This is a genomic window from Paenibacillus amylolyticus (assembly GCF_047302515.1).
GTDB classification, from domain to species: domain Bacteria; phylum Bacillota; class Bacilli; order Paenibacillales; family Paenibacillaceae; genus Paenibacillus; species Paenibacillus amylolyticus_G.
On record NZ_CP168019.1, the window covers coordinates 3,841,096 to 3,865,678 of the forward strand.

Here is a 24,583-nt window from a genome sequence, read left to right on the forward strand (position 1 = left end):
CTGGACAACCCGTTTGGTTATCCGTTAACGTAATGATAATCGCTACGCTTTCATGGAAGTGAGGGACATTCTGACTTTGCATGGTGGGAAAAATGACGATCCGTATCGGTTTCAATTCTCATACATTTGCCGGAAGCAGGTTGGCGTCATGCCGCAATATTTCTTGAACAAACCGCTGAAATAAGGCCTGTCCTCATAACCCAGCCTCTGGCAGATCTCTTGCACCTGTACACCTGCAACCAGCAACTCTTTTGCTTTTTCCATCCTCATCTTAGTAATATATTGAATCGGCGTTATGCCCGTTTCCTTTTTGAAGGCATTGGCAAAATAACTCGGACTTAAATGCACGGATTGGGCACAGGCATGCAGCGTCAGATTTTCTGCAAGATTCAGACTGATATATTCCTGTGCTTTGCTAATCGCCTGTTTGACATCGGTGAGTCGCTTTTTGTCCATAATCTCGCAACCCATACTGCTAAAATGCTTGATATATCCCCTCCAGCCCTCAAACGTCAAGGAGCGCATCGCCTCAAGCACTGTCAGGTCGGCCTCCAGACGCAAGCGTTCCTCTGCTGTAATCTCATCACAAAAGGCACGGTAGATGGCAAAGGCCAGTCCAGACAACAAACGAATCATCGTGAGCGGCTCGGGGAAACCTTCGGAAACCTGCCATTCTTCGAGAATTTCATCAATGATGCGGTGACAGGTGCTCTCATTACCACATTTCAGTGCGTAAAAAAGCTCTTTTTCCTTCTCCAAAGGATATACCGGGGCCACACAGGCCTGATTCTCCAGTTCAGCATACTTGAGGATGCAATTTCCTTCACTGTAAAAACGATAGGATATCGCCTGATCTGCATGTGCGTAGGACGTCCAGATTTCCTGTGGTCTGTGGGCAATCGTACCAACACCAATCGAGACTGTTTTTTTGCTGAATCGCTCCACATTTTGGCGGCATTGCTCCAGGAGCTCGGAGACGTCGATCTGACTTGGTGTGTTAAATATGGCGGCAAGCCGGTATCGGTTTTCCCGTAAAACAACGCCCTTGGTGTAGCGGTTCAAGGTTTCTCCCACAATATTTTGGACCGCAAAAGGAACGATTTCGGCATCCAGATGCATCGTGTATCCATATCGCGTATAACCATCCACCTCAATGACCATGACGAGAAGATTGGAGGAATCGAGATCAATATGCAGCTCGTTCCAGCGACTTTCATTCAGGAATCCCCCGATTTCATGACGCAACAAGCCTAGGAGATAACTATGACGCTCGTACTGACTGCTGCTCTCCACCTTCTGCTCCAACTGTTCCAACTGTTTGCACTGTGCCTGTTCTTCCTTAATCACCTGTCTTACCTTCAACACCGCACCGAGTATTTCTTCAGGGGTAAACGGTTTGAGCAAATAGTCGGATGCCCCCAGCTTGATGGCCTCCTGTGCATATTGAAAATCCGAATAACCACTGATGAAAATAAATTTGGCTCGCAGTCCGGCATCCAATGCCCGCTTCATTAGGTCCAGCCCGCTCAGCTTGGGCATCCTGATATCACTAATCACGATGTCGGGTTGCTGCTCTAGCAACAAGGACCAACCGCTCTCTCCATTACTCGCCGTGCCTACAATCCGAACCTGATGATCTTCCCACGGAATAGTCGAAGATATGCCCTTTACAACTGCCTGGATATCATCCATAACACACATCGTCAATTGGCCCATACTGCCCCTCCTCAGTGATCGGAATCGTGATAACAACTGTTGTCCCTACATCTGTACTGCTATGAAACACAATCGAGGCCACATCCCCGTAGTGCAGGCTTAGTCTGCCATGGAGATTGGATAGGGCATAACCTTTGCGTCCCCCGTCAGGAGCATCCTCAGCATAGATGCTGGCTACATCCATCCCACATCCATTGTCAGCCACCTCCAGCCGTAGTGTGTCACCCTGACGATCAATGCGGATCAGGATAACGCCCAAATCTTCTTTGTCATTGAATCCATGCAGGATGGAATTCTCGACCAAGGGCTGAAGCAATATTTTCAAAATATCAACAGCGTAACAAGAGGGGTCCCCCACCTCAATCCGATAAACGAACAGATCCTCGTAACATTTTTGCTGGAGCTGCATGTATTGTTCGACATGTTTGATCTCCTGCTCCACACTGGTGATGTCTTTCCCATCATTCAGTCCCAGACGGAATAACAAGGATAAGGAGACGATCATCTCACTTACATCCTTTTTCTCTCCGCTCTCACTTTTCCAAAACATTGTATTAAGGGTATTGTAGAGGAAATGGGGATCAACCTGCGCCTGAAGCGCCTTGACCTCAAACCTCCGTTTGTCTTGCTCCGTTGTCCGTACTTCTTCAAACAAAATCTGAATCTGGTCCAACATCCGATTGAAACGATGCCCTACAGCGCTGACTTCATCGTCATACTTGCTGCGAAACCGTACATCCAGATCATTGGACTCCACCTCAACCATCAAGCGTCGCAGTTTGTTCAGTGGCTTCAGCAGAGCGGAGGCCAGCAGCTTGGACAACCCGAGTGCGAGCAAAATGCAAAACAACATGATCAGGATGATCAGCCAGCGTATCTTTTGTAGGGGGGACAACAAGTCAGCCTTGGACTGTACACTTACCATGACCCAATCCTCGTTCATCGACAATGCCGAATAGTTAACAAGCATGTCCTCCCCCTGATCGTTCCTGTAGGTGAAATCCCCAGCATCGCCACGGCTAAACTGTTGAGTAAAGTCAGGCTCCATAATGAAATCGTAATTTCGGGACCTGGGCCGAATGACTTCATTTCCGTTTTTGTGCAGCAAAAACAGCTGAATCTGGTTATTCATGAGATCCTGCGTCAGAATGTCTCGCATCGCCTCTTCCTTCATATTGACGACCATATATACATTCGAATAAGTATGATTATCGATCACAATAGGTTTGAGCAACAGAGATAACACATTTCCTTGGGATTGGAATAACTGACTCTGATGTGAACCAAACCACATCGTATTCCAGCCTTGCAGCTTCACGTAGCGTCCGTATTCCCTGTTGAACGAGTTATTGCGATTCGGAAAATCTTTGGTCGAGAAAAAATCACCGATGGGTGTTGTCAGATATGCGGTATCAATCAGTGGCTCTACGAGCTTCAATTGAGCAAACGATGTTTGCAGCAGCGAGAGATTCTGATAATAATGAGATGTGTTATTTTTTCCAACATCCTTCATGACCTGAGTGAACGTTTCATTGAGCATAAAAGAAAAAGAGGATACAACAATGTGCCTTAGATGTTCATCCATAACCTGCACTGATTTGTTCAGAATGCTTTGTTTCAGTTCAAGTGCATTCTGCTCAATGCTTCGTGCAGCAAAGAGATAAGAGCATATCCCGGTCACACTGATGCACAAGACAACGAGAAAAATGTACAGCAGCTGTATTCTTTTTTTCAGGGACATTTTATAAAAGTTGAATATCATCGGCGCTCGCTCCTTGAACACGGCTTGGCCCGTCCGCTGTGAATTAAAATGAGTATAGCACAGTGGAATTACCCGTAAAACCGTTTCCATGATTGTGCTCACGCCTATCCTTTCACAGCTCCCAAGGTCACCTGCATGAATGATTTGTTGGCAAAAATATAAACGATGAGCAGCGGCAAAATGGATAGACACGCTCCGGCCATCATCAGTTGGACCTCAGCCGCAGCTCCGATGCCATATCGCAGATTAGCCAGCCCAACCGGCAAAGTCTGCAAGTCCGGATTGCTCATGGTGAACACAGAAGGAAGGATATATTCATTCCATGAACTCTGGAATACACCCAGACCTGCAACGGCGAGTCCAGGCCGCAGGAGCGGAAGAATAATTCTCCAGTAGGTGGTGAAGAAATTACAGCCATCAATCATCGCCGCTTCATCCAGTTCGCGCGGAATGCTCTTGAAGAAACCAATCAGAATAAAGTATGTGGCAGCGTGTGCGCTGATCAATATAATAATAACGCCCCACAACGTGGTATTCAGCCCCAGCTTGACCATGAGGTCAAATTGCGGACGCAGCACAACCGCGCCTATGGAAATAAACAGAGTAGATGCCATGAGCAGGGTGTACCCCTTTTTCCCTTTGAAATTCACTCGATCCACAGCGTAGGCTGACATCGAAGCTACCAGCAGCGTGCCAACTGTTGTACTGATGCTAACAAACAAGCTGTTCATCGTAAAACCCGAAAAATTGGCGGTTTTCCAAGCCTGAGCATAGTTGGAGAACTGCCAAATCTTCGGCCAGATGGTAGCTCCTCCGGTCAATTCCTGGTTTGTTTTGAAGGAACCGAGCAATACAAGTATGATGGGGAACAGCGACAACAGAGCGATTGCGATCAAAAACAACCAAAGTACCGTTCGTTTGGTCCAGCGAATGAGTTGGGGAGACCCTGAGGGCGCAAGCACGTTTTGAGTCATCATCGTTTCCTCCTGATTGGAATTAATAGACATCATTGAGCTTTTTGGATATACGGAAGTAAATGAGCGTCACAGCCCCTACGATGAGAGCCGTTGTGAAACCGACCGCACTGCCATAACCGAGCTGCTGGAGTGATTGGGTGTCAGCCGAAACGGGAAACAACAGTTTGAACAAATACAGATACATCACCTCTGTTTTGCCATACGGCCCCCCTTCGGTCAGCACCATAATACTCTCGTAACCTTTCAGCGCCGTGGTAATTGCCAGCATGATGATCATCTGCAAGACAGGACCCAGCAACGGAATCGTTACATTCCGCAGTTTCTGAAACTCACTCGCTCCATCCAGCGATGCCGCCTCATATAGCTCTTCAGGAATGCTCTGAAGACCCGCAATGAACAACAACATATAGTTGCCCACAGCCCCCCAGATGGCGATGATGATGGTTGTTAGCATGGCATGTTCAGCCCCCAGCCAGCTAATGGATTCGGAGATCAAATGATACTTAAGCAGCAATTGGTTCAATATTCCGTTATAGGAGTTGAAAATAATAAAAAATACAATCGCCATGACCGAAGCGCTAAAAATAGTGGGAAGATAATAGATCGCCCTAAAGAGGGATCGCCCTCTCCATTTGCGATTCAGAATAATCGCCAGAGTTAACGACAGTGGAATCGTAACGACGAGTTTACCCAGGGCATACACACCCGTGTTGCCTACAGAATCCCAGAATTGCCCGTCACGCAAAATGCGTCCAAAATTATCAAGCCCGATAAAGACAGGCGTCCCGATGCCTTGATAATCATAGAACATGTAACGCAGCGCCCATAACAGAGGATATATCCCGAATACAAGAGTTAAAAAAAGACTTGGAAAGATGAACATATAGGCATGTATTTTGGATGGTTTCACCAGAATCGGGCCCCCTATAGCTTTTGAATGAAGTATAGAGGGAATATGGAGGAAAGCGGGATAGGGAAATCAACTTTCTACAGGGGAGAATGTGACTGCATGACCAAACAAAAAAACCTGTATTCAACGAATTTCCGTTGAGTCTACAGGTTCATATCATGTGGTTCGTAATCTTAAATCTCAGTATACGTATACAGCGTAGAGGCTACTCTGCTTCATCATACAGGCGCAGCAGTTCTGTGAAATCAGAGATCAGTACATCTGAGCCTGCAAGCTCCTCATCACGACCAAACCCGGCATAGGCACAGCCGATGACCGCCTGACCGTTCATTTTACCAGCTTCCACATCAGAAGAGCGATCCCCTACCATCCATGCGTCCTGAATACGATGTTTCTCAAGCAGGATCTGTACCAGATTAATCTTGGAAGGAGTCTTGTACTGGCCTGCACTGTATACCCCTTCAAAGAAAGGCATAATCTCGTGTGCAAACGCCACACCCTTCACATAGTCCTCCAGCCCATTACTTGCGACAAAAAGACGCACTCCTTGTTGTTTTAATGCTTGCAGCGTTTCTTTCACCCCAGGGTACAATTGAGAACTTCCTTGATCAAGCCCCTCAATCTCCAGTTGAAGCAACAGTTCGTCTGCCCGGCGATGTGCCGCTTCCGATGCCTCAGGCATAACCACTTTCCATATATCTTCGAGCAACATGCCCAAACTTCCCAGCATCCGTTCCTCGGGTGGAGTTTCTCCTTCAAAATGCCCTTCGGCACGCAATGTATCAAATAGTTGCTGGTAAGCTGGCAATAACAGGGTCTCTGTCTGGAACAGCGTACCATCCATGTCAAAAATCATCGCTTCCGGTTTAAGCAATACCTTCTCTTTATTCATGTCCAATGTTCCTTTCGGATTGGGATATTGTATATGTAATTGGAATCGTTCCCTTCCCATGATAAACATAACGTTTGAACGTGTAAACCAACGATTGTAAAAGATCATCAACCCCAACCTTATACAGCATCAATCAAACGTTATATTGTAGTTAAACAAACTATATACAAAAGAAGTTTCTTTACGTATAATACTAAAAAATAGTGCTTTAGACACCTAATCTAAAGACCTACAATTATCACATTTCCGGTTTTTTTCGACAACTACATATACCCCATAGAGAGGAATAACAAACATGAAAAAGCGAAAGACCTTTAAGATTTTTTATAAGATCGGATTAGGGTATTTACTCGTACTGGCTGTACTGGCTGGTTGCATCCTGCTCATTCAGAACAGCACAAGTCAGCTCCAACGGGAACTGGATTTTCTGGTCGATCACGATATGAGGGTACACGCCCTCACCTATGAACTCGAAAGAAACATGGTAGATATGGAAACAGGTCAACGCGGTTACATCATCACGGGTCAGGACAACTATCTCGATCCCTACACCCAAGGAAAAGAGCAACTTATTACACTCAGAGATGAACTTGCTGCTTTAATTTCAGATAATCCGGCTCAACTTGCACTTTTAGAAGACATACATACTAATATGGAGAACTGGGTCCAGGTCGCTGGTGAACCTGTAGTCGCCCTTCGCAAAGCAAATAATACGCAGGCCATTCGAGATTTTTTCGCAGATGATCCAGGTAAAAGAGACATGGACCAGATTCGCACTGCTCTCGATACGTTTCGAACCAACGAGCATACGTTAACCGATAACCGTACAGAAGCACTGAAGCAAAAAAACACACTACTGAACCTGGAACTGTATGGGGCACTTATCGTTGTGGCCATCATCTCATTCATCACTGCATTGGTCCTGTCACGTGCCATTGTTAGAAACATCCGTACCGTGAAGCAGGCATTAAATGACATCGGTTCTTCCAATGGTGACCTGACACTGAGAATCGCTACGCCAATGAAAGACGAAACTCGTGAACTCGCGGAGGCAGCCAATACAATGCTCACTGGTTTGCAGCAAATGATGCTGGATGTTCAGAGCAATGCCATGATTCTGAGCACAGCTTCGGATCGATTGGATAAAGGCGTTGCCGATAGCCATCTTGCAGGAAAAGAAGTTGCCACTGCCATGGAACGCGTGGCTGAAGGCGCTGATGAACAGGTTGCTCTTACGCAAACCATGGTAGCTGCGATGCAGCAATCCCTCAACGGCCTTAATCGTGTCGCCTCCTCGGCAAGTGACGTGGCAGGCCGTGCAGTTCGTACCGAATCCATTGCCGTGGATGGGCAACAGCGCATTGATAATGCTGTAGGTAAAATGAGTTCCATTGAGCAATCCTTCCTCTCTGTACAGGAAGCCATTAATGAAATTTCGAAGATGTCTGATCAAGTGATCAACATTGCAGATTCAATGTCGGGTATTGCGAGACAAACCAATCTGCTTGCACTTAACGCCGGAATCGAAGCTGCCCGCGCTGGGGAAAATGGACGAGGCTTCGCTGTCGTTGCCGCGGAAATCCGTAATCTTGCAGACCAAAGTGCAACATCAGCCAAAGAGATTACAAGTATATTGGAAACCGTGGTAACAGGTGTTCAAAGTACGGTGCAGGTGGTTGATGAGAGCACTCTACATGTGAATGAAGGGTTGCGGACCATTGAGGATGCAGGTAATGCTTTTTCAACCATTACTCAGCATATTCATAACCTCAGTGGTGAAGTTTTGGAGGTATCTGCTGTTGTCGAGGAGTTAACTTCCGGTAGTGAGGCTGTGATGAAGTCCATCAATGAAGTATCGGCTGTTGTGGAAGATACGGCATCAGCCACGGAAGAAGTATCTGCGATGACGGAGGAACAACTTGCTTCACTGCAGGAAATGTCTGACACGTCCAAGCAGTTGAATGAAATGTCCGACGCGCTTGATCAACTGGTTAAACGCTTCAAACTTGCATAATCCGACTCAACCTACTGATCGAGTATCTAAATAGCTGTATCATGAGCATATATCAAAGGAAAGAAGCATCGCAGACAGACTCACCCGAGCCTCTGCGATGCTTCTTTGTGTTAAGGAGAGCTGAATCAGGAAAAGGTGCACCGGACACCTCATATGAAAAACCTAAGTACTCCTTTTCTTATCTCGATTGTTCCGTGTTCCGTAGCGCTTCCAGTACCAATTGTGCCTGATACCCATCGTTAAAATCATATATCTTAGCTGGTTTGCCCTGTATACGGGCAATGACATGTTTAAGCACCGGCAATTCACTGGCGGATTCAAGCACTTCCACTGGAGAAAGTGGCTGCCCCACCAGACCCGTCTTCAATTCTTCCCAATTTTCCAGAGCAATCGTGCCTTTTGCACCGTAAACCACCATGGATACACGTTCTTCCCCCGCAAATTGAGAGATGCCATTTAGCTGAATTCGAGTCCCGTCTTCCAGTTCCATTGCAGCCTGTACTTCTAGTTCACAGTCACCATTCTCAGGATATTGAACCTGAGTGCTAACAACCCGGATGGTACCAAACACCTTTTGAATCATATGAATCCAGTGAATCCCCACTTCAAGAATAAATCCACCCTGTTCCCGGCTCGTAATCCATGCATTCTGTTGCCATGATCGTGGCCACTGCGGGAATTGCAAAATGAGATCTATTTTGCGAATTGCCCCCACAGTACCCTGCTCAATCATCTCTTGCAACTTCAGCACGGAAGGTTCATGCGGCATCGAGAAGTGGATGGCATGAACAACGCCCGCCTGCTCTGCTGCCTCCAGCATCTTTTTCGCTTCTTCCACACTATTGGCAAGCGGTTTCTCGCAGAATACATGAATTTTGCGCTCCAGTGCTTCCATGACAACCGGATAATGAAATTTCGGCGGAACTGCAACATACAGCAGATCAATCTGATGTTCATTCATCAATTGCTTGTAATCCGTATATGTCCTAACTCCCCGATGAGAAGCTGCAAAAGACGCCAAACCTTCCTCATTCGCATCACACACCGCTACAATCTCAATCTCCGTGTCCATCTTCGTATTATCGATTAGATGAACCATATGTAGTCCCATTTTACCCAGCCCAATCAGAGCCATCTTGATAACTGTCATTCCATCCCCTCCCAATTCCTTTCCAGTATAGCAGAAAGCAAAGAATTGCAAATGCGATGCATTGATACGAAAAAAAAAATAAACCTCTAGCTTTCAAGTCGCTAATAGAGGCTGAAATTCATCATTTACAGTCATCATTTTACATTATTTGTAATTAAGTGCCGATTGGGTAATTCGTTGCAGGGATATATAACCAATTATTTTTACTTTATCCAGCAACACTTAAAGCGTTACCAACTTAAGAATCAGGAATTTAGGCTCACAAAAACAGGTTGACAAAAAACCACAAAAAAAGATACTCTTCCTAATAACAATGAATATTTCCTCTTACAACCTTAGACTGTAACTTGCATTCAATAAATGGAATATGCGTATGGTTCTAATAACCTATTTCATGAAGCGAGGTGTCCCGCATGAGAACAGTTGCGGACTATTTGGCAGAAACTCTGCGTAATCTAGGCGTTACTCATGTCTTTGGTATTATTGGTAAATCCATCTGTCCTGCTGTACTGAAAATGGTGGATTACGGATTAGAGTTCATTCCAGGCCGTCATGAATCCAGCTCAGGTTTTGCCGCATCCGGTTATGCATTACAGACAGGTAAACTCGGCGTTGCCTTTGCCACATCCGGTCCAGGCGGAACCAATCTGCTTACTGCAGCAGCCCATGCAAAGGCCAACAATCTGCCTGTACTGTTTATTACGGGTCATCAATCCATTCAGGAACTGGGGCTCCCCCAGTGTCAGGATTCTTCTTCTTATCTGGCTGATCTGGCCGAAATGTTCAGGCCTGCTACGCTATTCAGCAAACTGGTTGAGCGTGGAGATCACTTCGGCACACTGCTGAATCATGCCCTTTCCATTGCACTCGGCCCTAATAAAGGCCCTGTTCACCTCTGTATTCCTTTTGACGTACAGACCGAATTGTTATCCCAATGCCGGATTGTCATTCCCGAACCGGAACCTCTGCTTAGCATATCTAATCTGAATCGCATTTTTCCTCTCATTCAACAATCCAACCGCCCTTTAATTATTGCTGGTAAAGGTGTAAGTCGCGCCAGAGCACATGATGAATTGCTTCAATTGGCCGAATCGTTCAACATTCCCGTCATTACTACTCCTGGTGGAAAAGGAGCGATTGCGTGGGACCATCCCCTGTACCATGGACCTTGTGGTGTTGGAGGTTTCCCGCATGCAGACGACATGTTGAACCAAAGTGACCTTTATATCGTACTCGGTTCACGTCTAAGTGACATGACCCTCTGCAATCTGAAGCCTGAACATCACCCGGCACACCTCATTCAATTTGACGCTGATCCTACATTTGTAGGCAAGATTCTGAGCGCTCAAACCTTACATATCACCGGTGATTTGAAGGACAACCTGCAATATTTGCTGGGCACATTAGAAGACCTCCCTACTCCTGTGAGAACCACGGCACCCATGGATTACACTGTCCCTTTACCAGATCTCTCCCAACTGTCTCTGGCTTCTGTGCTAGATGGAATGAGCGATCTGCTTCCGTATGATCATAAGCTGTTTGTTGATGATGGCAGCCATGGATTTCATGCGGTTCAGCGATATAAAGTCAAGAAACCAGGCAGCTTTGTGTTTGACGCTTACTTTGCCTGCATGGGGAACGCCATTGGTATGGCGATAGGTGCAAAGGCCGCTTCACCTGAAGAGACCGTTGTATGTATCACCGGGGATGGATGTTTCATGATGCTGGGGACGGAGATCAATACCGCGGTATGCAACAATCTGAACGTCATTTTCATTGTCGTTAACAACAAACAACTGGACATGGCACTCAAAGGAATGGAAAAAACAACAGGCAGAATTGATGGCACATTATATGAAGTTCCTATGGATGCTGCCAAATTTGCCGAATCTCTCGGTGCGGTTGCGTTTCGAGCAGAAACTCTTGCTGAATTCTCATCTGCGCTGAACACAGCCCAGACGTTGAATCAGGTAACTGTTATTGAGCTTCTGACCGATCGAGATGAAATTCCACCCACAGCTCACCGCACCGTAAATTTGAATTAGGAGGAGCATATCATGAGTGAACATGTAGCTCAGGGACTAGACCGTTTCGCGAAACTATCTGGTGAGTACGGTGCAAGAGCTCTCGCACCCATCAAAGAACATTTTCCCGAATTGTCGGAATTTATTATGGGGACGGCATACGGGGATATTTTTCAGCGCACCACGATTACGGATCAATGGAAGGAAGTTGCTATCATCTCTTCGTTGATCACCCAAGGACAGTATGAACAACTAGGAGTGCATTACACGATGGCTCTGAGTGTCGGGGTAACTGTAGATCAGCTCAAGGGAATATTGCTACATCTGGCACCCTGTGTGGGTGCTCCACGCATTATAAGTGCATTTAATATTTTGCTTGCCACCTTGGATGAAATACAGTAATTCACTTTTCTACATTTTTATACATGATTCGACTTTTTTATTGATCTTTTTACATTCCTACCTTTATAATATGGTTAAATTATCCTTCGAACCAGCTCGCATCTTAGAAGCTTTCGGCAGAGGCCCAATGGGCTGTGTATCCACTAACAGGATAGCCTTAACTCATTTAAAGGAGAGAGATCAAACATGGGAAATTTCATTCTGAAGACTGACGTTCCAAACAAGGTGTTAAACATTGAACTGGAGGGTTCTTTCTCTCAAGAAGACGGTTTGCGTTCCATCTCGGCCTATCAGGATACGATCGCTTCTATCAACACCAAGGAGTATGACCTGAACATCGATTGCAAAAAGTTGAATGTTACTGCTCCGGAGATTGTTCCTCTTCTGGAAGGCTGCCTTCAACTGTTCAAAAAAGATGAATATAAAAAAGTCGTGTTGACCCTCGAGAACAACGCGATTCTAAAAATGCAATTGTCCCGGCTCGGCCGATCAGTCGGTCTGGACAATCTCGAAATTATATCTACCGTTACCACTTAATAAACCAGGCGGACAAGCTGTGAATTCACCCTTCCGCTCAAGAGGAGAATGAAGATGGCCGGAATTCGTATTGTAGATATCGATATCTATCATCCAGCAACCAAGGTGCACAATGATTTTTATATTGAACATTTTGATGCAAGAGGTGTAGATATTCGTGGATTGTTACAGGCACTTGGTCGTGATACACGTTATAAAATTGACAACGATGACGAAAATTCACTAAGCATGGCCTATGAGGCAGCCAGTAATCTACTGAAAAAAACCGGACTAACCGGTGCAGATATTGATCTGATTGCTTATGCAAGCCAAACGCCAGAATACATCTTTCCTACGAATTCCCTGATGATCCATCGCCTGATTAACGGAGCTTCTCACACGATCTGTATTGACAGCAACGCCAACTGCGCGGGTATGACTGCTGCTTTCGAACAAGTTAGCCGGCAGATGCTGGGCAATCCTCGAATTCGCCGCGCATTAATCATCGGCTCGGATTATGTGGCTCCTCACGCCAGTCCCGATGATCCCGTGTACTTCGCTAATTTCGGTGATGCAGCAGCGGCAGTTATTGTAGAGCGGGATGAACATGCTGTCGGTTTCATTGATTCCATCTATCAGACGGATACCTGTGTGTATGGTAATTCACTCTTTCCTGCTGAAGGCCTGGCGAAACTGGGCAAAACGGGTGTGGATGCAGGTGCCTTTCATGTCAAATTCATCCCATTTGATGATTCGATCTGTGTGGACGCCGCTTCGGAGTCCATTCGTACGTTGCTGACTCGTAACGAGATTGGACCAGACGAGATCAAAGCCGCCTGCTTCTCCCAACTATCCATTAGCAACATTCGGGCTGTATCCGAGAACGTCGGCATTGGTGATGATATTGCCGTTTATATCGGAGATGAGTTCGGATACACCTCAACCAGCAGTCCATTCATTGCATTACATCGAGCGGTTACAACCGGTCAGATTCAGCGTGGTGACAAAGTTCTGTTCTGGACCGTTGGAGCCGGGTGGCAAAATGTTGCCATGGTAGTTGAATATTAGGCCATAATTCACCAAAATTATCTTTATTCACCAAAATAATAACCAGGACGATCCCTTTTATTTTAAATTCAAAAAGGATCGTCTTTTTATTTGAAAGCAACCATCAATACACCACGTACACTGCTTCGGGCTTTATTAACTCATAGCAATTAACTCAAAGCAAATAGCAGCCCTATCGGACTGCCAGACTTCTGCTTTTATACCAAACGTTCAGAAAATCTTCTTTGTCTCCCGATCGTCTTTCAGGATCTCTACAGCCTCCCGAAAACGCAAGGAATGCACAATCTCGCGTTCCCTTAGAAACTTCAGACTATCCTGCAGATCCACGTCATCGGTCAGGTCGATCAACCATTGATATGTAGCCCGGGCTTTCTCTTCTGCTGCAATGTCCTCGTACAGATCCGCAATCGGATCACCCTTTGCAGCAATGTAGGCAGCTGTAAAGGGAACACCGGAGGAATTGGTATAAAACAAGGCAGAATCGCGTTGAGCATAGTTCGGCCCAAGTCCCGCTTCTTCCAATTGATCCACTGATGCGTCCTTGGTCAACTTGTAGATCATGGTTGCAATCATCTCCAGATGGGAAAATTCCTCTGTAGCAATATCCGTCAGCAGACCGATAATCTTGTCTGGAATCGTATAACGCTGATTCAGATATCGAAGGGCAGCGGCCAACTCCCCATCGGCACCGCCATATTGTTCCATCAACAATTTCGCCATACGAGGATCACATTTACTAACCCTTACGGGATATTGCAGTTTTTTCTCATACACCCACATGTAAGACGCCTCCCTCTACGTTATCAAAATACAGCCCTGCTTCTAACCCTCGGGCTTCCAGTCCCTAAAGATGCAAGGAAGCCTGAGGCTGATATGTCACACTTGCCATGGCCAGGGCGTTTGAGACCATTCCCACGGATACTTGGAGAAGGCATGACCAAAGTTCATCAGTGGTCCATACAATTGTTGAAACTCCTGCGCCACCCGCGTACGTTCTTGCGTGAATTTGTTATATTGCTCTATGCTTTGATAATCCCCAGGATGGGTGTCCAGGTACAGATTCAGCTCCACTAATACAAAATCCAGAGCCTGAAGCTCCTCCAGCAGCTCATAGTATTGGGTATCGCACGCTTTTGCTCCTTCAGGTTCCATCCACTTCCACCTTCCTTCCCTTCGATCTGGCTGGTGTATAAGGGCTGTATAATGCAGGCCATAAGGTTCCCAATCTCAACGCTTCCGCCGGGCTGTACTGCGGCCAGCCCATGGGCTGAAATGGAATAAATAACTGCGGAGGTACCAGATACGTCCGAATCGCTACCGGCGGACAAGGATCAAACGGCCCCACAAAAGGGGCGTAAGCACGAAGCTGCGGATCTTTCACAAAACAACGCCTCCTTATTACATCGTTGGTGCATATTGAATAACACTGAGTTCTTTCCCGCTTCCCGTCTCTATATCCATATGACGCTGTCCCCGAAGTTAATCCGAAATTCGTTTCAACTATGTGCAGAATTTCTCCAAATTCTTATTTAAAATAAAAAAAGACCTTCGGTTCGTTCCCCTTTCAGGTAACTTCCAAAGGTCTTATATCCTGGCAGATCTTCGTAATCTGCGTCATTTCATACTTTTGCTAGTCTTATCTTACTCCTGCAACAAGTTCTATTCTGCTGGATTTTCTTCCGAATTCATGTCTTGAGGGACAGATTGCTTGTACACTCGAACCCGGGTAATTCGCAAGCGAGTCGATTCTTCCACTTCAAAAACGTACCCATTCAGTTCCTGCGTTTTCCCCTTGGTTGGATTGCCCCCAAGCTCTTTAAATAGCCATCCGCCGATGGTATCCACTTCTTCATCCTCAATGATGGCTCCGGTCCACTTATGAACTTCTTCAATAAGCGAACGACCATCAATGGAAAAGGAATCTCCACTGCGTTCCATATGCGGACGCTCATCCTCAAACTCATCATACAAGTCTCCAACGATCTCTTCCAGAATTTCTTCCGCAGTCAGCAATCCAGCTGTGCCGCCATATTCATCCACAACCAGCGTCATCTGTGAATGTTTCTTCTGCATGAGACGCAGCACATGGCTGATTTCCATGGATTCAGGAACGTTTAAGATTGGACGGACGAGTGAAGCCAGATCATGTTGTTGCTCCGGTTTAGCCAGCAACAGATCGGTGATGTGTATAAATCCAATGATCTCATCCTTGTCTTCTACTGCTACGGGATACCGGGAATGTTTGGTTGCATTAATGATCTCCAGGTTCTCTTCCAAAGACATATGCGTGTACAAACAATCCATGTCTGTACGTGGCAGCATCACTTCACGTGCCAGCATATCGGAGAAATCAAAGATGTTATCCATCAGTTTGATCTCATCTTTATCGATGACACCACTTTTGGCACTCTGCTTCATCAGAATACGAAGTTCATCTTCCGAGTGAGCTTCGCCTTCACTGGCAGGTTCGATACCCGCCAGACGCAGCAATGCATTGGCCGATACATTCAGTACCCAGATGAACGGGAAGAAGATTTTGTAGAACAACAGCAAGGGCGCAGATAAAAACAATGCCACTCCGTCTGTTTTTTGAATTGCCAACGATTTAGGCGCAAGCTCACCCAGCACAATATGCAGAAACGTAATGATACAAAAACCGATAATGACCGACACGGTCGATATAAGCCCTGTATCTCCTACACCGAGCTTAAACATGAGAGGCTCAACGAGCAATTCAGAGATGGCTGGTTCTCCCAGCCACCCGAGTCCAAGCGATGTCAGTGTAATCCCGAACTGAGTTGCCGATAGATAGGAATCCAGTTTACTATTCACCTTCAGTGCATAACCAGCCATACGATTTCCTTCACTCTGCAATTGAGTTAAGCGTGTCTGCCTTACTTTCACAAGGGAAAATTCCGCTGCGACAAATACGCCATTCAAAAATACGAGCAAAAAGACACAGACCAGATTAAATACCAGCTGTCCAAGATGAAATTCGGTATGAATATCCAAGTTGAAACTCCCCTTTTCTATCTATTTCAGGAATACACCTGGAATATCAACGTGTGATTGCCTTTCTCGATTTGAAGTCCACACCCTTGTAATACATATCTGCCACTAGCAGGTTTGGTCCACAACAGGATGCAATATCGCAATGGCAATTGACCGTTTGATTCAACGGATGTTCAGCTGACCATTCATGGAACACATCATCCAGTTTACGATCACGAATGTTGCCAAACGCCGGGATATCCGCAAAATCCGTCACATACACATTACCCGTGAACATGTTAACGTTAACGCGGTTGCGTCCGTCTGGATCGTTACGTACCGTTACATTTGGTTCGCTGTATAAACGGTTGATCAGTTCCCGATCCTGCTCTGCTGCACTGCACGCAAAGAATGGCAGGGTACCAAAGAGCATCCACATATCTTTGTCACGTGCATCAAGCAAACGATGTATCGCTGCTCTCATATGGTCCAGTGATAACACGGGCAACGACGAAGCAAAGTTCGAATTATACATTGGATGCACTTCGTGACGAACACAGCCCATCTCACGAATCAATTGATGAATACCATCCAGCTTGTCGTGTGTACGGAAGTTAATCATGGACTCGGCAGAGATAAACATGCCTGCTTCACTTAATTTGCGGGAATTTTCAATCATTTTCTCATACATCTTCACCGCGACTTCACGTTTCACAGGTCTGCTACTATTTGCAAATCCAACTTGATGGAAATCATCTGCATTCAGATAGTTGAATGAGATATGCATAACGTCCAGGTAAGGTAAAAGTTGCTCATACCGGCTGATATCCAGCGTTAAATTCGAATTGATCTGGGATCGAATCCCACGTTCCTTGGCATATTTGAGCAGCGGGATGATCATCTCATCCACTGTTTTCCGGCTAAAGCTTGGCTCGCCACCCGTCAGACTAATCGTCTGCAGATGCTCCACTTCATCCAATCGTTTCAGCATCAGAGGGAGCGGAAGAGCCGGCGCTTCACGCATCGTAAGCATATCTCCTACGGCACAGTGCTCACACCGCATGTTGCACAGATGTGTCACAGTCATTTCTACACTGGTCAGCACATGGCGTCCATATGTACGCAGAGAGCCGATCGGATCCCACGGATCATTCATTGGCGATAAAGGCATCGGTTGTACCGATCCTGAGTTTAGCATGGTCATTGTTCTTCACCTTATTCCTTTTATTAACCTAAAAAGTTTAATTTACATCATACCTTATGTTTCTCTTTTTGGAGTTATCTTTTATCATAGCACAATTTTGAATGCTCCGGCATACGTAGACCCTGTCCATTACATGACAAAAAAACGCTCAGGCAACTCTGGGCCAATTACGAAACGGCCCGGATATTACGACATGAGCGCTAATCATCTTTCAAGTAGTTCAGCTTTCCACCTGTTCACTTTGAGCCGCTGAAGGTATATCCTCCACGCCCTCTACACCTGTGATCATCACAGACAGTGCTGTAGACAGGTTAATTTCGTAGGGCGAAGATAAGGTCTGGCCGTCGGCATCTTTAATAACACGGATAAGTGGACGTTGAGGAACACGTGAATGAATTGATGCAACTACCCCAACCTCTCCCGTACTGAGCTTGACTGAAATACCTACTGGGTATATCGCAACACAATCCCTGAACTTCTCCAGCATCCGTTGTTCATAGAGGGTTCCTGAACCTGTATACAACACCTCTACTGCCTGATGCGGCAGTAAGGCTTGCTTGTACACCCGATTCGTTGTCATGGCATCATACGAATCGGCAAGCGCAATCCATTTGGCATATTCATGAATTTCCTTGTCTTTCAAACCAAAGGGATATCCACTGCCATCAATTCGTTCATGGTGCTGCAATGCACAATGCGCGGATAGAAGCGGTATACCTGGTTCATCTTTGAGAATACGGTGTCCATATGTAGTGTGCTGCTGAATGATTTTAAATTCCTCGTCACTTAATCTGGAAGGCTTATGCAGAATTTCTGATGCAATCTGTGTTTTGCCGATATCATGCAACAAAGCGCCCAGACCAATCTCCATTAATTGCTGGCGTGTGTAACCCGAAGCGACACCAAGAACCAGCGTGTACACACATACATTCAGAGAATGGTTATACAGGTCAAAATCGCTGGAGTTCATGTCCATCAGCATAATCATGGCTTCCTTCTGACTGCCGATGTCTTCCAGAATCGCATTCATCACACCACTAAGCGCTTTACCGAAATGAGGAATCCGATTTTTGGTTTTCAGTCCTGACATACTCTGAAATTGCTGTTTGATTTCGACCAGTGCCTTCCTCCTGGTCTCTTCCTGCAACATTTCAGGAACGATGATGTCCTCTGTCGCAGCATCTTTAATATACACATAACCGACCCCGAGATCCTTAAGGCGTCCAATCAATCGACTGGTTAGCTCTACATCCTCACTAAGTAATACAAGGCCTTCTTCACTATAAATACGTTTCCCCAGCTTCATGCCAGGCTGCAATAAGTTTATATGTACTAAACGCACAGCCTATCCTCTCCCGCTCCGTAGATGTAATTACCACTAGCCGCCGCTTCAGCAGAAGGCAAGTACTTTAAATTTAGCTTTGATTCCAGCGGGCTCGCAGGCTGTCGTCCAGAGCCCCTGGTCGTTTTATTTCAGTTTCCAGCAAATCGCGTATGAATTCCGGAAGATGATAGAGCGTACGGGTTCCATGAGCAAGAGGAGGATACCCCACATTGAACGTAAACATGTCCAGTGTTCCAACGATATACTCACATTGTTCGTCCATAGGCTCTCCATTGATGGATATGGTCTGGATCTTCTGATAGGCTGGCGCATCTGGATTGTATTGAACTTCCATTCCGTCCATACATAACGTGCCTAGAATATGACCACGAAAACCAAATCCCACAATGGGCTTACCTGAAAACTCGTCCAACAAGGACTGCTCAAGTGCTTCACGAATATGACTTCCACTCAAGCATATTGTACAAGCATTTATAGGAGATGGACATAGGGAATGCAACATTCCTTTTGTAATATTACCTTGTGGAAGCTCTCCGAGAAGCTGACCTGCATTCACCAGAGACAGCTGTGCCCCCGTGAAATGACGAACAGCTTGTGCAAGCAAGGTTGCAAACGGGGATTCCCGGTCATACGTGATGGGCAGCACCCGATCCGTTATCACTGCCGTCTGATTGAGTGTCCTTTCGGCCTCCGTACGATTCGTAGCAATTGCCAGCGAGACCTGATCATCCAGTAATATACTCTTGGCAGCCATACAACCGCTACTTACCAGTTGGAGAGGTTCTCCCACACTTGTTCGTTCCAGAACCACTTTCCCAAGCCATTGGCCAAATTTCCCAGCTGCACCCAGCACGGTCTGACCAATGACTAAGGGTTCTTCTAGAACATGATGGGTATGTCCACCGAGAATAACATCGATTCCAGTAATCTGCTCCGCCAGTCTACGATCTGTCGAAAGCCCCAGATGTGAAAGAATAACCACCACATCTACTTCATCACGTAATGCTTCCACTTGAACTCTTAATGACTCCACAGGGTCCAGAACATCCCACCCGAGCAATTCGTAAAACGTGGTAAAAGGGGCCGTTGCCCCCAGCAGACCAACGCGAAATGGACCTTTCTCCACAATCAGAGAAGGTTTCATCCACACTGGCGCAAGTCCAGTATCTTGCTCCACAACATTGCTGCATACCACAGGACACAGAAGTCCAGCGTAGGACTGCGAGAGCTGATCTGGCGTAAAGGTTAGTCCTTCGTTGTTACCGATTGTAATGGCATCGTAGCCCGTCAGGTTAATAACATCAACATTAGCCGTACCCAGTGTTCCCTCTGTTTCAACGGCCATCCGGTCCATATGATCGCCGATATCCAATACAAGGAAGTTGCCACCTTGGTCACGTTCCTCATTGATCATAGCGGCGATGGTGCTCATGGAGCCGAAGTGGCTATGAATGTCGTTGGTGTGCAGAATCGTTAACGTTTGCTTCTCCCTGGTGCTCATCACACCGCCTCCCCTGCTCTTCAATAAACGTTCATTCTTCTAATGGATAAGCATAACATTTTCCGCGTCGTTATGATATATTTATAGGGTTTAGAGATCAAAAAGAGGTGAGTCATATCCATGAAATTGACAATTCAACTATTTGCAGGCATTGCAGAACGTTTAAATACATCCCTTCTGGAATTTGAGTACATTGGAGACATTCCAACCGCTGCCGATTTAAAAGAAAAACTGAGTCTGGCCTACCCAGAGGCAGCTTCTCAGATAAGGACATCCTTTTTGGCAGTTAACCAGCAGTACGCTCCTGCCGATACTATACTTAGCTCAGAAGATGAACTTGCGTTGATCCCTCCCGTCTCTGGAGGCGATGGTACGGATATATCCGATGAAAAACTTCGTTCTTCCGTTCGAGAGCATCGGACTGAAGATGGCTTATTTCTGATCACAGAGTCCACTTTGTCCGTGGAAGCAACAACGGCGCTAGTGATTACCCCGAATCACGGGGCAGCTCTTACTTTTGTAGGTACGACTCGTGAAATGACCGGTGAACAGCGCACCGTTCATCTTGAATACGAGGCCTATGTGCCGATGGCTCTTTCTCAGATGGCGGCCATTGGTGTGGAAATCTCCGATCGCTGGCCTGGTGTGTTATGTGCAATAAGTCACCGAATTGGCAAAGTGGATGTGGCAGAGATTAGTGTAGTCATTGCTGTTTCCTCGCCTCATCGCAACGACTGTTATGATGCAAGCCGTTATGCCATAGAGAGACTCAAACAGACCGTTCCGATCTGGAAAAAGGAAATCTGGGAAGATGGATCTGAATGGAAGGGAGATCAATTAGGACCATGGAACCCCATGGAGAACTAAATAATGAGCCTTTACACCTTTTTAGACAGAGTGGGTTAATAGTAAATAAGTCGTTGTCAACCCATTTTTTTCTTGTTATTATAATCATATATGTCGATATTAGTCGAGAAAAGGTGGTTTATACGTGAGAGTGCATGTTACTGATCTTAAAACGGGTGACCTGTTAAAAAATGATGTATACAACAGTTCGGGTCTCCACATGCTGATGAAAGGTTCCACCCTCAGTGAAGATGACCTATCCAAACTGTTGCAACATGGAATCGAGTACGCAGATGTAGAACACACAACATCCGACCTACACTCTGATGCACAAACCTTACCTTCCGATCAAACCCGTCTGTTAACTAACTTGTTTAACGATACGATCAAAGGTACTGAATCTCTATTTCAACAAGCGATGGAGAAGGGTTTTATTGATGAGACACAGGTCGATGAGATTTTGTTTACCCTAACAGAACAGTTGGAAAAACAAAAAGATGTTGTCTCCTTGTTGCTTATGCTGGACGGGGATAGCGATTATACGTACAACCATTCATTGCAAGTCGGAATGCTCGCTTTTTATATCGCCGGCTGGATGGGTTACAATCCCGAGGAATGTCTAACAGTAGCCAAAGCAGGATATCTTCATGATATCGGCAAGTCCAAGATTCCTTCTGAAATGTTACATAAACCTGGTAAATTGACCACGGAAGAATTTGACGAAATGAAGAAACACACATTTTATGGGTACGATATCATTAAAGAATCCACGCAGGATGAAATTCTGGCAATGGTTGCACTTCAGCATCATGAGCGCGAGGATGGAAGTGGTTATCCTCATGGACTGCGAGGAGACGAGATCCACCCATATGCCCGTATAACTGCTATAGCAGACGTTTACAGCGCCATGACGACGAATCGGGTGTACCAGACCAAACAGGAACTGATCTCTGTTCTGTGTGAGCTGTACAGCCTCAGCTTCGGTCAGTTAAATGCTGAAGCAACGCAGGAACTGATCAAGCACATGCTGCCTAATTTTATCGGTAAAAGGGTTCTGCTCACCACGGGTCAGACGGGGCTCATTGTCATGAATAATCCTGCGGATTATTTCCGACCACTCGTTCAGACCTCTACGGCCTTTATCGATTTAGCGAAAGAAAGAGATATTGCAATCGTTGAGATTTATGTACAGTAACTGTTCATTGTACACAGTATGTATACGAAGAACCCCATAGTAACTGAAATAACCAACTCATAGGTTGGCATATGACAAAAGGGAAGCCGTAATCGGCTTCCCTTTTGTCTATTCCGATTCAATCATGTTGGATTACACACAGAATGCTTTTGTGATGATAACCAACAGAATGAACAGTACCAAGATTGCACCAGTGTTTGTGAACATATTGTATCCACCAACGCCGCCTACTCCGCCTACGTTGCCACCACAGCCATATCCTACTTCGCTCATGTGATTGCCTCCTCTTCATCAGGTATACCCTAACATATGACGTTTCCGTTGGAATGAACCGGGCGAACAGGCAACATTCGATAAATGGTTGTCTGTCTGCATCTACCTGAGTGGGTTAGCCTTTTGCTATTCCCTGTTCTTTGCAGAGATCTATATGTCGGACTCCGAATGAACCTGGATGCCTTTTTCCTTGCGGTACATGATAACAAGTAATCTCCAAAATTCATAACTGCCTTTGTCATTCATAATAAACGGTCGATAATAATCAAATGCTTGCTGCGCCCATGCGGGACAATCCATATTGGAAAGTTGCTCCTGTTGCTGAATCCATCCCCCTTGAATCTCCAGCGTTTTCTGCATGGCTTCAAATACTTTCTTCTGCTCATTGGTCATCGGCGGAGCCTCCTGTTCCTGAGATGCAGTTCCGTATTCGGCCTGTAGATATGCACCCGGTTCCGTCACACCATCTTCGCTGGCTGTATACCCGTAAGATGGTGCACTTGTTTTACGAATCTCATAATGTACATGTGGGCCGGTACTCTGACCGGTGCTTCCCTGAGTACCGATAAGCTGGCCTCGCTTCACACGCTGCCCAACGGTTACGGCAATCCACGAAAGGTGAGCATAACAATGCAAGTAGCCACGATGATCTTGAAGGGCAACTGTAAGCCCGTACCCGCCGAATCCGGAGCCTGTAACTCCTTCGGAAGCAAAACGTACCCTACCTTCCATAAAGGCATAGACGGGGCCATTCCAGGGCTCTGTCACGAGATCAATTCCGCGATGAAATGTCTGTCCGCCATGAATAGGATGAATTCGATAGCCGAATGAACTTGTAATCCGATAGCCCTCGAAAGGGTTTACGCTCATACACTCACATCCTTTTCTATCATTAAATGCTTAAATCTATGAAATGGCTTGTGCTATTGGTCTTATTTTATTCCACAAAAATACCGCTCAGAATATCTTAGGGAAACCTTATGGTCTCTCTCCAACGTATATTCCAAGCGGCGCTGTGCTAATATGAACACTCTATGAGATGTATATATTATTATTTCATTTTAACTACTGCTCACTTCTAATTCAGAGGTCTGTATATGACGCCTAGCTGATCCAATTCCTGTCCTGCTCTTCCATAAAATCCGGCAATGTACCACCCCGCTGGTGCCTCAAGTTTGATTTGATCCGAGGTCTTTTGTCCGCCTTCAACTTTATTTCCAAGATTGGTGGACAACTCCACGTAAAAGATCCGTTTATCTCCATTACGTGTCCCCTGACCAATTGTAGCCTCGGTTAAGTACTCTCCGTCTGCCAGGTTCAGTGTGACAATGTTGGATTGACCACCATGTGCCAGGTTCGTTCCATCCCTGTAGAGCGTTGAAATGCCGTCTACACGGTTGCCCGAGTTAAGCACCACTGAGCTAGGTCTGGCATCGGGAATCTGATTCAGATCATTAAACCCAGTTCCTCCAGATCCTCCGATTGTTGAACTTAGTTGGTACTGAGAAGATGTGCTGTACACAAATTCCGCTGTAATCGGATAATGATCGGAGAGTTGCTTCCCACTCGGATCAACAAATGTTTGATTTTCTAACCGATAGCTCTGTGCATTAAGGGACAATGCTTTACTTCCGCGATACAAAATTTTGTCGACAATTTCATAGTTGGGTCCATTTATATTGCTTGCATCCATAAGGGCATCTCCATCAGCGGGAATACTCCCACCTCGAATCAAATCGATCCACGGATCTCTTAAACCATTCTCAGACATGAGCAACTCTATATTGTCAGCAGCAC

The 24,583-nt window shown here is 45.9% G+C and carries 23 protein-coding genes; 7 read left to right on the top strand and 16 right to left on the bottom strand.

Annotated elements, in window-relative coordinates; translation table 11 throughout:
- Positions 1-111: 111 nt before the first annotated feature.
- The 5 genes from ACDJ59_RS16460 to ACDJ59_RS16480 all read right to left on the bottom strand — a co-directional run bounded on the left by ACDJ59_RS16460 (position 112) and on the right by ACDJ59_RS16480 (position 6,257).
- A complete protein-coding gene (locus tag ACDJ59_RS16460) occupies positions 112-1,716 on the bottom strand; it encodes a helix-turn-helix domain-containing protein (protein WP_413404225.1) in 1,605 nt (534 codons plus the stop codon).
- Positions 1,685-3,478, bottom strand: a complete 1,794-nt coding sequence (locus ACDJ59_RS16465; protein WP_413404227.1) for a sensor histidine kinase — start codon at positions 3,476-3,478, stop codon at positions 1,685-1,687. The genes ACDJ59_RS16460 and ACDJ59_RS16465 overlap by 32 nt, the downstream gene beginning before the upstream one ends.
- A 104-nt stretch (positions 3,479-3,582) precedes the next feature.
- Positions 3,583-4,452, bottom strand: coding sequence for a carbohydrate ABC transporter permease (locus ACDJ59_RS16470; protein WP_413409839.1), 870 nt, complete (start codon positions 4,450-4,452; stop codon positions 3,583-3,585).
- A gap of 22 nt (positions 4,453-4,474) precedes the next feature.
- A complete protein-coding gene (locus ACDJ59_RS16475) occupies positions 4,475-5,365 on the bottom strand; it encodes a carbohydrate ABC transporter permease (RefSeq protein WP_413404229.1) in 891 nt (296 codons plus the stop codon).
- Positions 5,366-5,570: 205 nt separating this feature from the next.
- Positions 5,571-6,257, bottom strand: a complete 687-nt coding sequence (locus tag ACDJ59_RS16480; protein ID WP_047844222.1) for an HAD family hydrolase — start codon at positions 6,255-6,257, stop codon at positions 5,571-5,573.
- A gap of 295 nt (positions 6,258-6,552) precedes the next feature.
- Between ACDJ59_RS16480 and ACDJ59_RS16485 the strand changes: the two genes are divergently transcribed.
- A complete protein-coding gene (locus ACDJ59_RS16485) occupies positions 6,553-8,271 on the top strand; it encodes a methyl-accepting chemotaxis protein (protein ID WP_413404231.1) in 1,719 nt (572 codons plus the stop codon).
- Positions 8,272-8,449: 178 nt separating this feature from the next.
- Here the strand turns inward: ACDJ59_RS16485 and ACDJ59_RS16490 are convergent, their stop codons facing one another.
- Positions 8,450-9,421 (bottom strand): Gfo/Idh/MocA family protein, encoded by a 972-nt coding sequence (locus ACDJ59_RS16490; RefSeq protein WP_413404233.1) that lies wholly within the window; start codon positions 9,419-9,421, stop codon positions 8,450-8,452.
- Positions 9,422-9,834: 413 nt separating this feature from the next.
- Here ACDJ59_RS16490 and ACDJ59_RS16495 point away from each other — a divergent pair, with 413 nt between their 5' ends.
- From ACDJ59_RS16495 to ACDJ59_RS16510, 4 genes are all read left to right on the top strand, one after another.
- Positions 9,835-11,466: a thiamine pyrophosphate-binding protein gene (locus tag ACDJ59_RS16495; RefSeq protein WP_413404235.1), complete on the top strand. Its 1,632-nt coding sequence runs from the start codon at positions 9,835-9,837 to the stop codon at positions 11,464-11,466.
- 12 nt (positions 11,467-11,478) lie between these two features.
- Positions 11,479-11,847 (top strand): carboxymuconolactone decarboxylase family protein, encoded by a 369-nt coding sequence (locus ACDJ59_RS16500; RefSeq protein WP_017689521.1) that lies wholly within the window; start codon positions 11,479-11,481, stop codon positions 11,845-11,847.
- Between the two features lie 186 nt (positions 11,848-12,033).
- Positions 12,034-12,384, top strand: a complete 351-nt coding sequence (locus ACDJ59_RS16505; RefSeq protein ID WP_036609902.1) for a hypothetical protein — start codon at positions 12,034-12,036, stop codon at positions 12,382-12,384.
- A gap of 48 nt (positions 12,385-12,432) precedes the next feature.
- The gene (locus ACDJ59_RS16510; RefSeq protein WP_413404237.1) at positions 12,433-13,431 is read left to right on the top strand and encodes a 3-oxoacyl-[acyl-carrier-protein] synthase III C-terminal domain-containing protein; all 999 of its coding nucleotides are present in this window, start codon (positions 12,433-12,435) and stop codon (positions 13,429-13,431) included.
- Between the two features lie 210 nt (positions 13,432-13,641).
- On the opposite strand, the gene ACDJ59_RS16515 is transcribed toward ACDJ59_RS16510, so the two are convergent.
- The 7 genes from ACDJ59_RS16515 to ACDJ59_RS16545 all read right to left on the bottom strand — a co-directional run bounded on the left by ACDJ59_RS16515 (position 13,642) and on the right by ACDJ59_RS16545 (position 20,472).
- Positions 13,642-14,211 (bottom strand): manganese catalase family protein, encoded by a 570-nt coding sequence (locus ACDJ59_RS16515; protein ID WP_036669914.1) that lies wholly within the window; start codon positions 14,209-14,211, stop codon positions 13,642-13,644.
- Positions 14,212-14,307: 96 nt separating this feature from the next.
- Positions 14,308-14,583, bottom strand: coding sequence for a spore coat protein CotJB (locus ACDJ59_RS16520; RefSeq protein WP_036669913.1), 276 nt, complete (start codon positions 14,581-14,583; stop codon positions 14,308-14,310).
- Positions 14,573-14,812: a spore coat associated protein CotJA gene (locus ACDJ59_RS16525; protein WP_036609912.1), complete on the bottom strand. Its 240-nt coding sequence runs from the start codon at positions 14,810-14,812 to the stop codon at positions 14,573-14,575. The genes ACDJ59_RS16520 and ACDJ59_RS16525 overlap by 11 nt, the downstream gene beginning before the upstream one ends.
- A 278-nt stretch (positions 14,813-15,090) precedes the next feature.
- Positions 15,091-16,443, bottom strand: coding sequence for a hemolysin family protein (locus ACDJ59_RS16530; RefSeq protein WP_340982972.1), 1,353 nt, complete (start codon positions 16,441-16,443; stop codon positions 15,091-15,093).
- 46 nt (positions 16,444-16,489) lie between these two features.
- The gene (gene yfkAB / locus ACDJ59_RS16535) at positions 16,490-17,626 is read right to left on the bottom strand and encodes a radical SAM/CxCxxxxC motif protein YfkAB (protein WP_413404239.1); all 1,137 of its coding nucleotides are present in this window, start codon (positions 17,624-17,626) and stop codon (positions 16,490-16,492) included.
- A gap of 220 nt (positions 17,627-17,846) precedes the next feature.
- On the bottom strand, positions 17,847-18,968 hold the full coding sequence (locus tag ACDJ59_RS16540; RefSeq protein ID WP_413404240.1) for an HD-GYP domain-containing protein: 1,122 nt from the start codon (positions 18,966-18,968) through the stop codon (positions 17,847-17,849).
- Positions 18,969-19,041: 73 nt separating this feature from the next.
- On the bottom strand, positions 19,042-20,472 hold the full coding sequence (locus tag ACDJ59_RS16545) for a bifunctional metallophosphatase/5'-nucleotidase (RefSeq protein WP_413404242.1): 1,431 nt from the start codon (positions 20,470-20,472) through the stop codon (positions 19,042-19,044).
- Between the two features lie 120 nt (positions 20,473-20,592).
- Here ACDJ59_RS16545 and ACDJ59_RS16550 point away from each other — a divergent pair, with 120 nt between their 5' ends.
- Positions 20,593-21,339 (top strand): molybdenum cofactor biosynthesis protein, encoded by a 747-nt coding sequence (locus ACDJ59_RS16550; RefSeq protein ID WP_413404244.1) that lies wholly within the window; start codon positions 20,593-20,595, stop codon positions 21,337-21,339.
- 124 nt (positions 21,340-21,463) lie between these two features.
- Positions 21,464-22,513 carry an HD-GYP domain-containing protein gene (locus ACDJ59_RS16555; protein WP_413404246.1) on the top strand — a complete coding sequence of 350 codons (1,050 nt, stop codon included), beginning with the start codon at positions 21,464-21,466 and terminating at the stop codon, positions 22,511-22,513.
- Positions 22,514-22,645: 132 nt separating this feature from the next.
- On the opposite strand, the gene ACDJ59_RS16560 is transcribed toward ACDJ59_RS16555, so the two are convergent.
- The 3 genes from ACDJ59_RS16560 to ACDJ59_RS16570 all read right to left on the bottom strand — a co-directional run bounded on the left by ACDJ59_RS16560 (position 22,646) and on the right by ACDJ59_RS16570 (position 24,557).
- Positions 22,646-22,786, bottom strand: coding sequence for a hypothetical protein (locus ACDJ59_RS16560; protein ID WP_017689533.1), 141 nt, complete (start codon positions 22,784-22,786; stop codon positions 22,646-22,648).
- 150 nt (positions 22,787-22,936) lie between these two features.
- Positions 22,937-23,656, bottom strand: coding sequence for a M23 family metallopeptidase (locus tag ACDJ59_RS16565; protein WP_413404248.1), 720 nt, complete (start codon positions 23,654-23,656; stop codon positions 22,937-22,939).
- Positions 23,657-23,864: 208 nt separating this feature from the next.
- Positions 23,865-24,557, bottom strand: coding sequence for a jacalin-like lectin (locus ACDJ59_RS16570; RefSeq protein WP_413404250.1), 693 nt, complete (start codon positions 24,555-24,557; stop codon positions 23,865-23,867).
- Between the last annotated feature and the right edge of the window lie 26 nt (positions 24,558-24,583).

Bases quoted from the DNA above. Each gene is read 5' to 3' on its own strand.
- ACDJ59_RS16545 (WP_413404242.1), bottom strand. From the start codon at position 20,472: ATGAGCACCAGGGAGAAGCAAACGTTAACGATTCTGCACACCAACGAC.
- ACDJ59_RS16460 (WP_413404225.1), bottom strand. From the start codon at position 1,716: ATGGGCCAATTGACGATGTGTGTTATGGATGATATCCAGGCAGTTGTA.
- ACDJ59_RS16470 (WP_413409839.1), bottom strand. From the start codon at position 4,452: ATGACTCAAAACGTGCTTGCGCCCTCAGGGTCTCCCCAACTCATTCGC.
- ACDJ59_RS16495 (WP_413404235.1), top strand. From the start codon at position 9,835: ATGAGAACAGTTGCGGACTATTTGGCAGAAACTCTGCGTAATCTAGGC.
- ACDJ59_RS16515 (WP_036669914.1), bottom strand. From the start codon at position 14,211: ATGTGGGTGTATGAGAAAAAACTGCAATATCCCGTAAGGGTTAGTAAA.
- ACDJ59_RS16510 (WP_413404237.1), top strand. From the start codon at position 12,433: ATGAAGATGGCCGGAATTCGTATTGTAGATATCGATATCTATCATCCA.
- ACDJ59_RS16500 (WP_017689521.1), top strand. From the start codon at position 11,479: ATGAGTGAACATGTAGCTCAGGGACTAGACCGTTTCGCGAAACTATCT.
- ACDJ59_RS16485 (WP_413404231.1), top strand. From the start codon at position 6,553: ATGAAAAAGCGAAAGACCTTTAAGATTTTTTATAAGATCGGATTAGGG.
- ACDJ59_RS16465 (WP_413404227.1), bottom strand. From the start codon at position 3,478: ATGATATTCAACTTTTATAAAATGTCCCTGAAAAAAAGAATACAGCTG.
- ACDJ59_RS16550 (WP_413404244.1), top strand. From the start codon at position 20,593: ATGAAATTGACAATTCAACTATTTGCAGGCATTGCAGAACGTTTAAAT.
- ACDJ59_RS16490 (WP_413404233.1), bottom strand. From the start codon at position 9,421: ATGACAGTTATCAAGATGGCTCTGATTGGGCTGGGTAAAATGGGACTA.
- yfkAB (WP_413404239.1), bottom strand. From the start codon at position 17,626: ATGACCATGCTAAACTCAGGATCGGTACAACCGATGCCTTTATCGCCA.
- ACDJ59_RS16570 (WP_413404250.1), bottom strand. From the start codon at position 24,557: ATGTCTGAGAATGGTTTAAGAGATCCGTGGATCGATTTGATTCGAGGT.
- ACDJ59_RS16480 (WP_047844222.1), bottom strand. From the start codon at position 6,257: ATGAATAAAGAGAAGGTATTGCTTAAACCGGAAGCGATGATTTTTGAC.
- ACDJ59_RS16505 (WP_036609902.1), top strand. From the start codon at position 12,034: ATGGGAAATTTCATTCTGAAGACTGACGTTCCAAACAAGGTGTTAAAC.
- ACDJ59_RS16560 (WP_017689533.1), bottom strand. From the start codon at position 22,786: ATGAGCGAAGTAGGATATGGCTGTGGTGGCAACGTAGGCGGAGTAGGC.
- ACDJ59_RS16565 (WP_413404248.1), bottom strand. From the start codon at position 23,656: ATGAGCGTAAACCCTTTCGAGGGCTATCGGATTACAAGTTCATTCGGC.
- ACDJ59_RS16520 (WP_036669913.1), bottom strand. From the start codon at position 14,583: ATGGAACCTGAAGGAGCAAAAGCGTGCGATACCCAATACTATGAGCTG.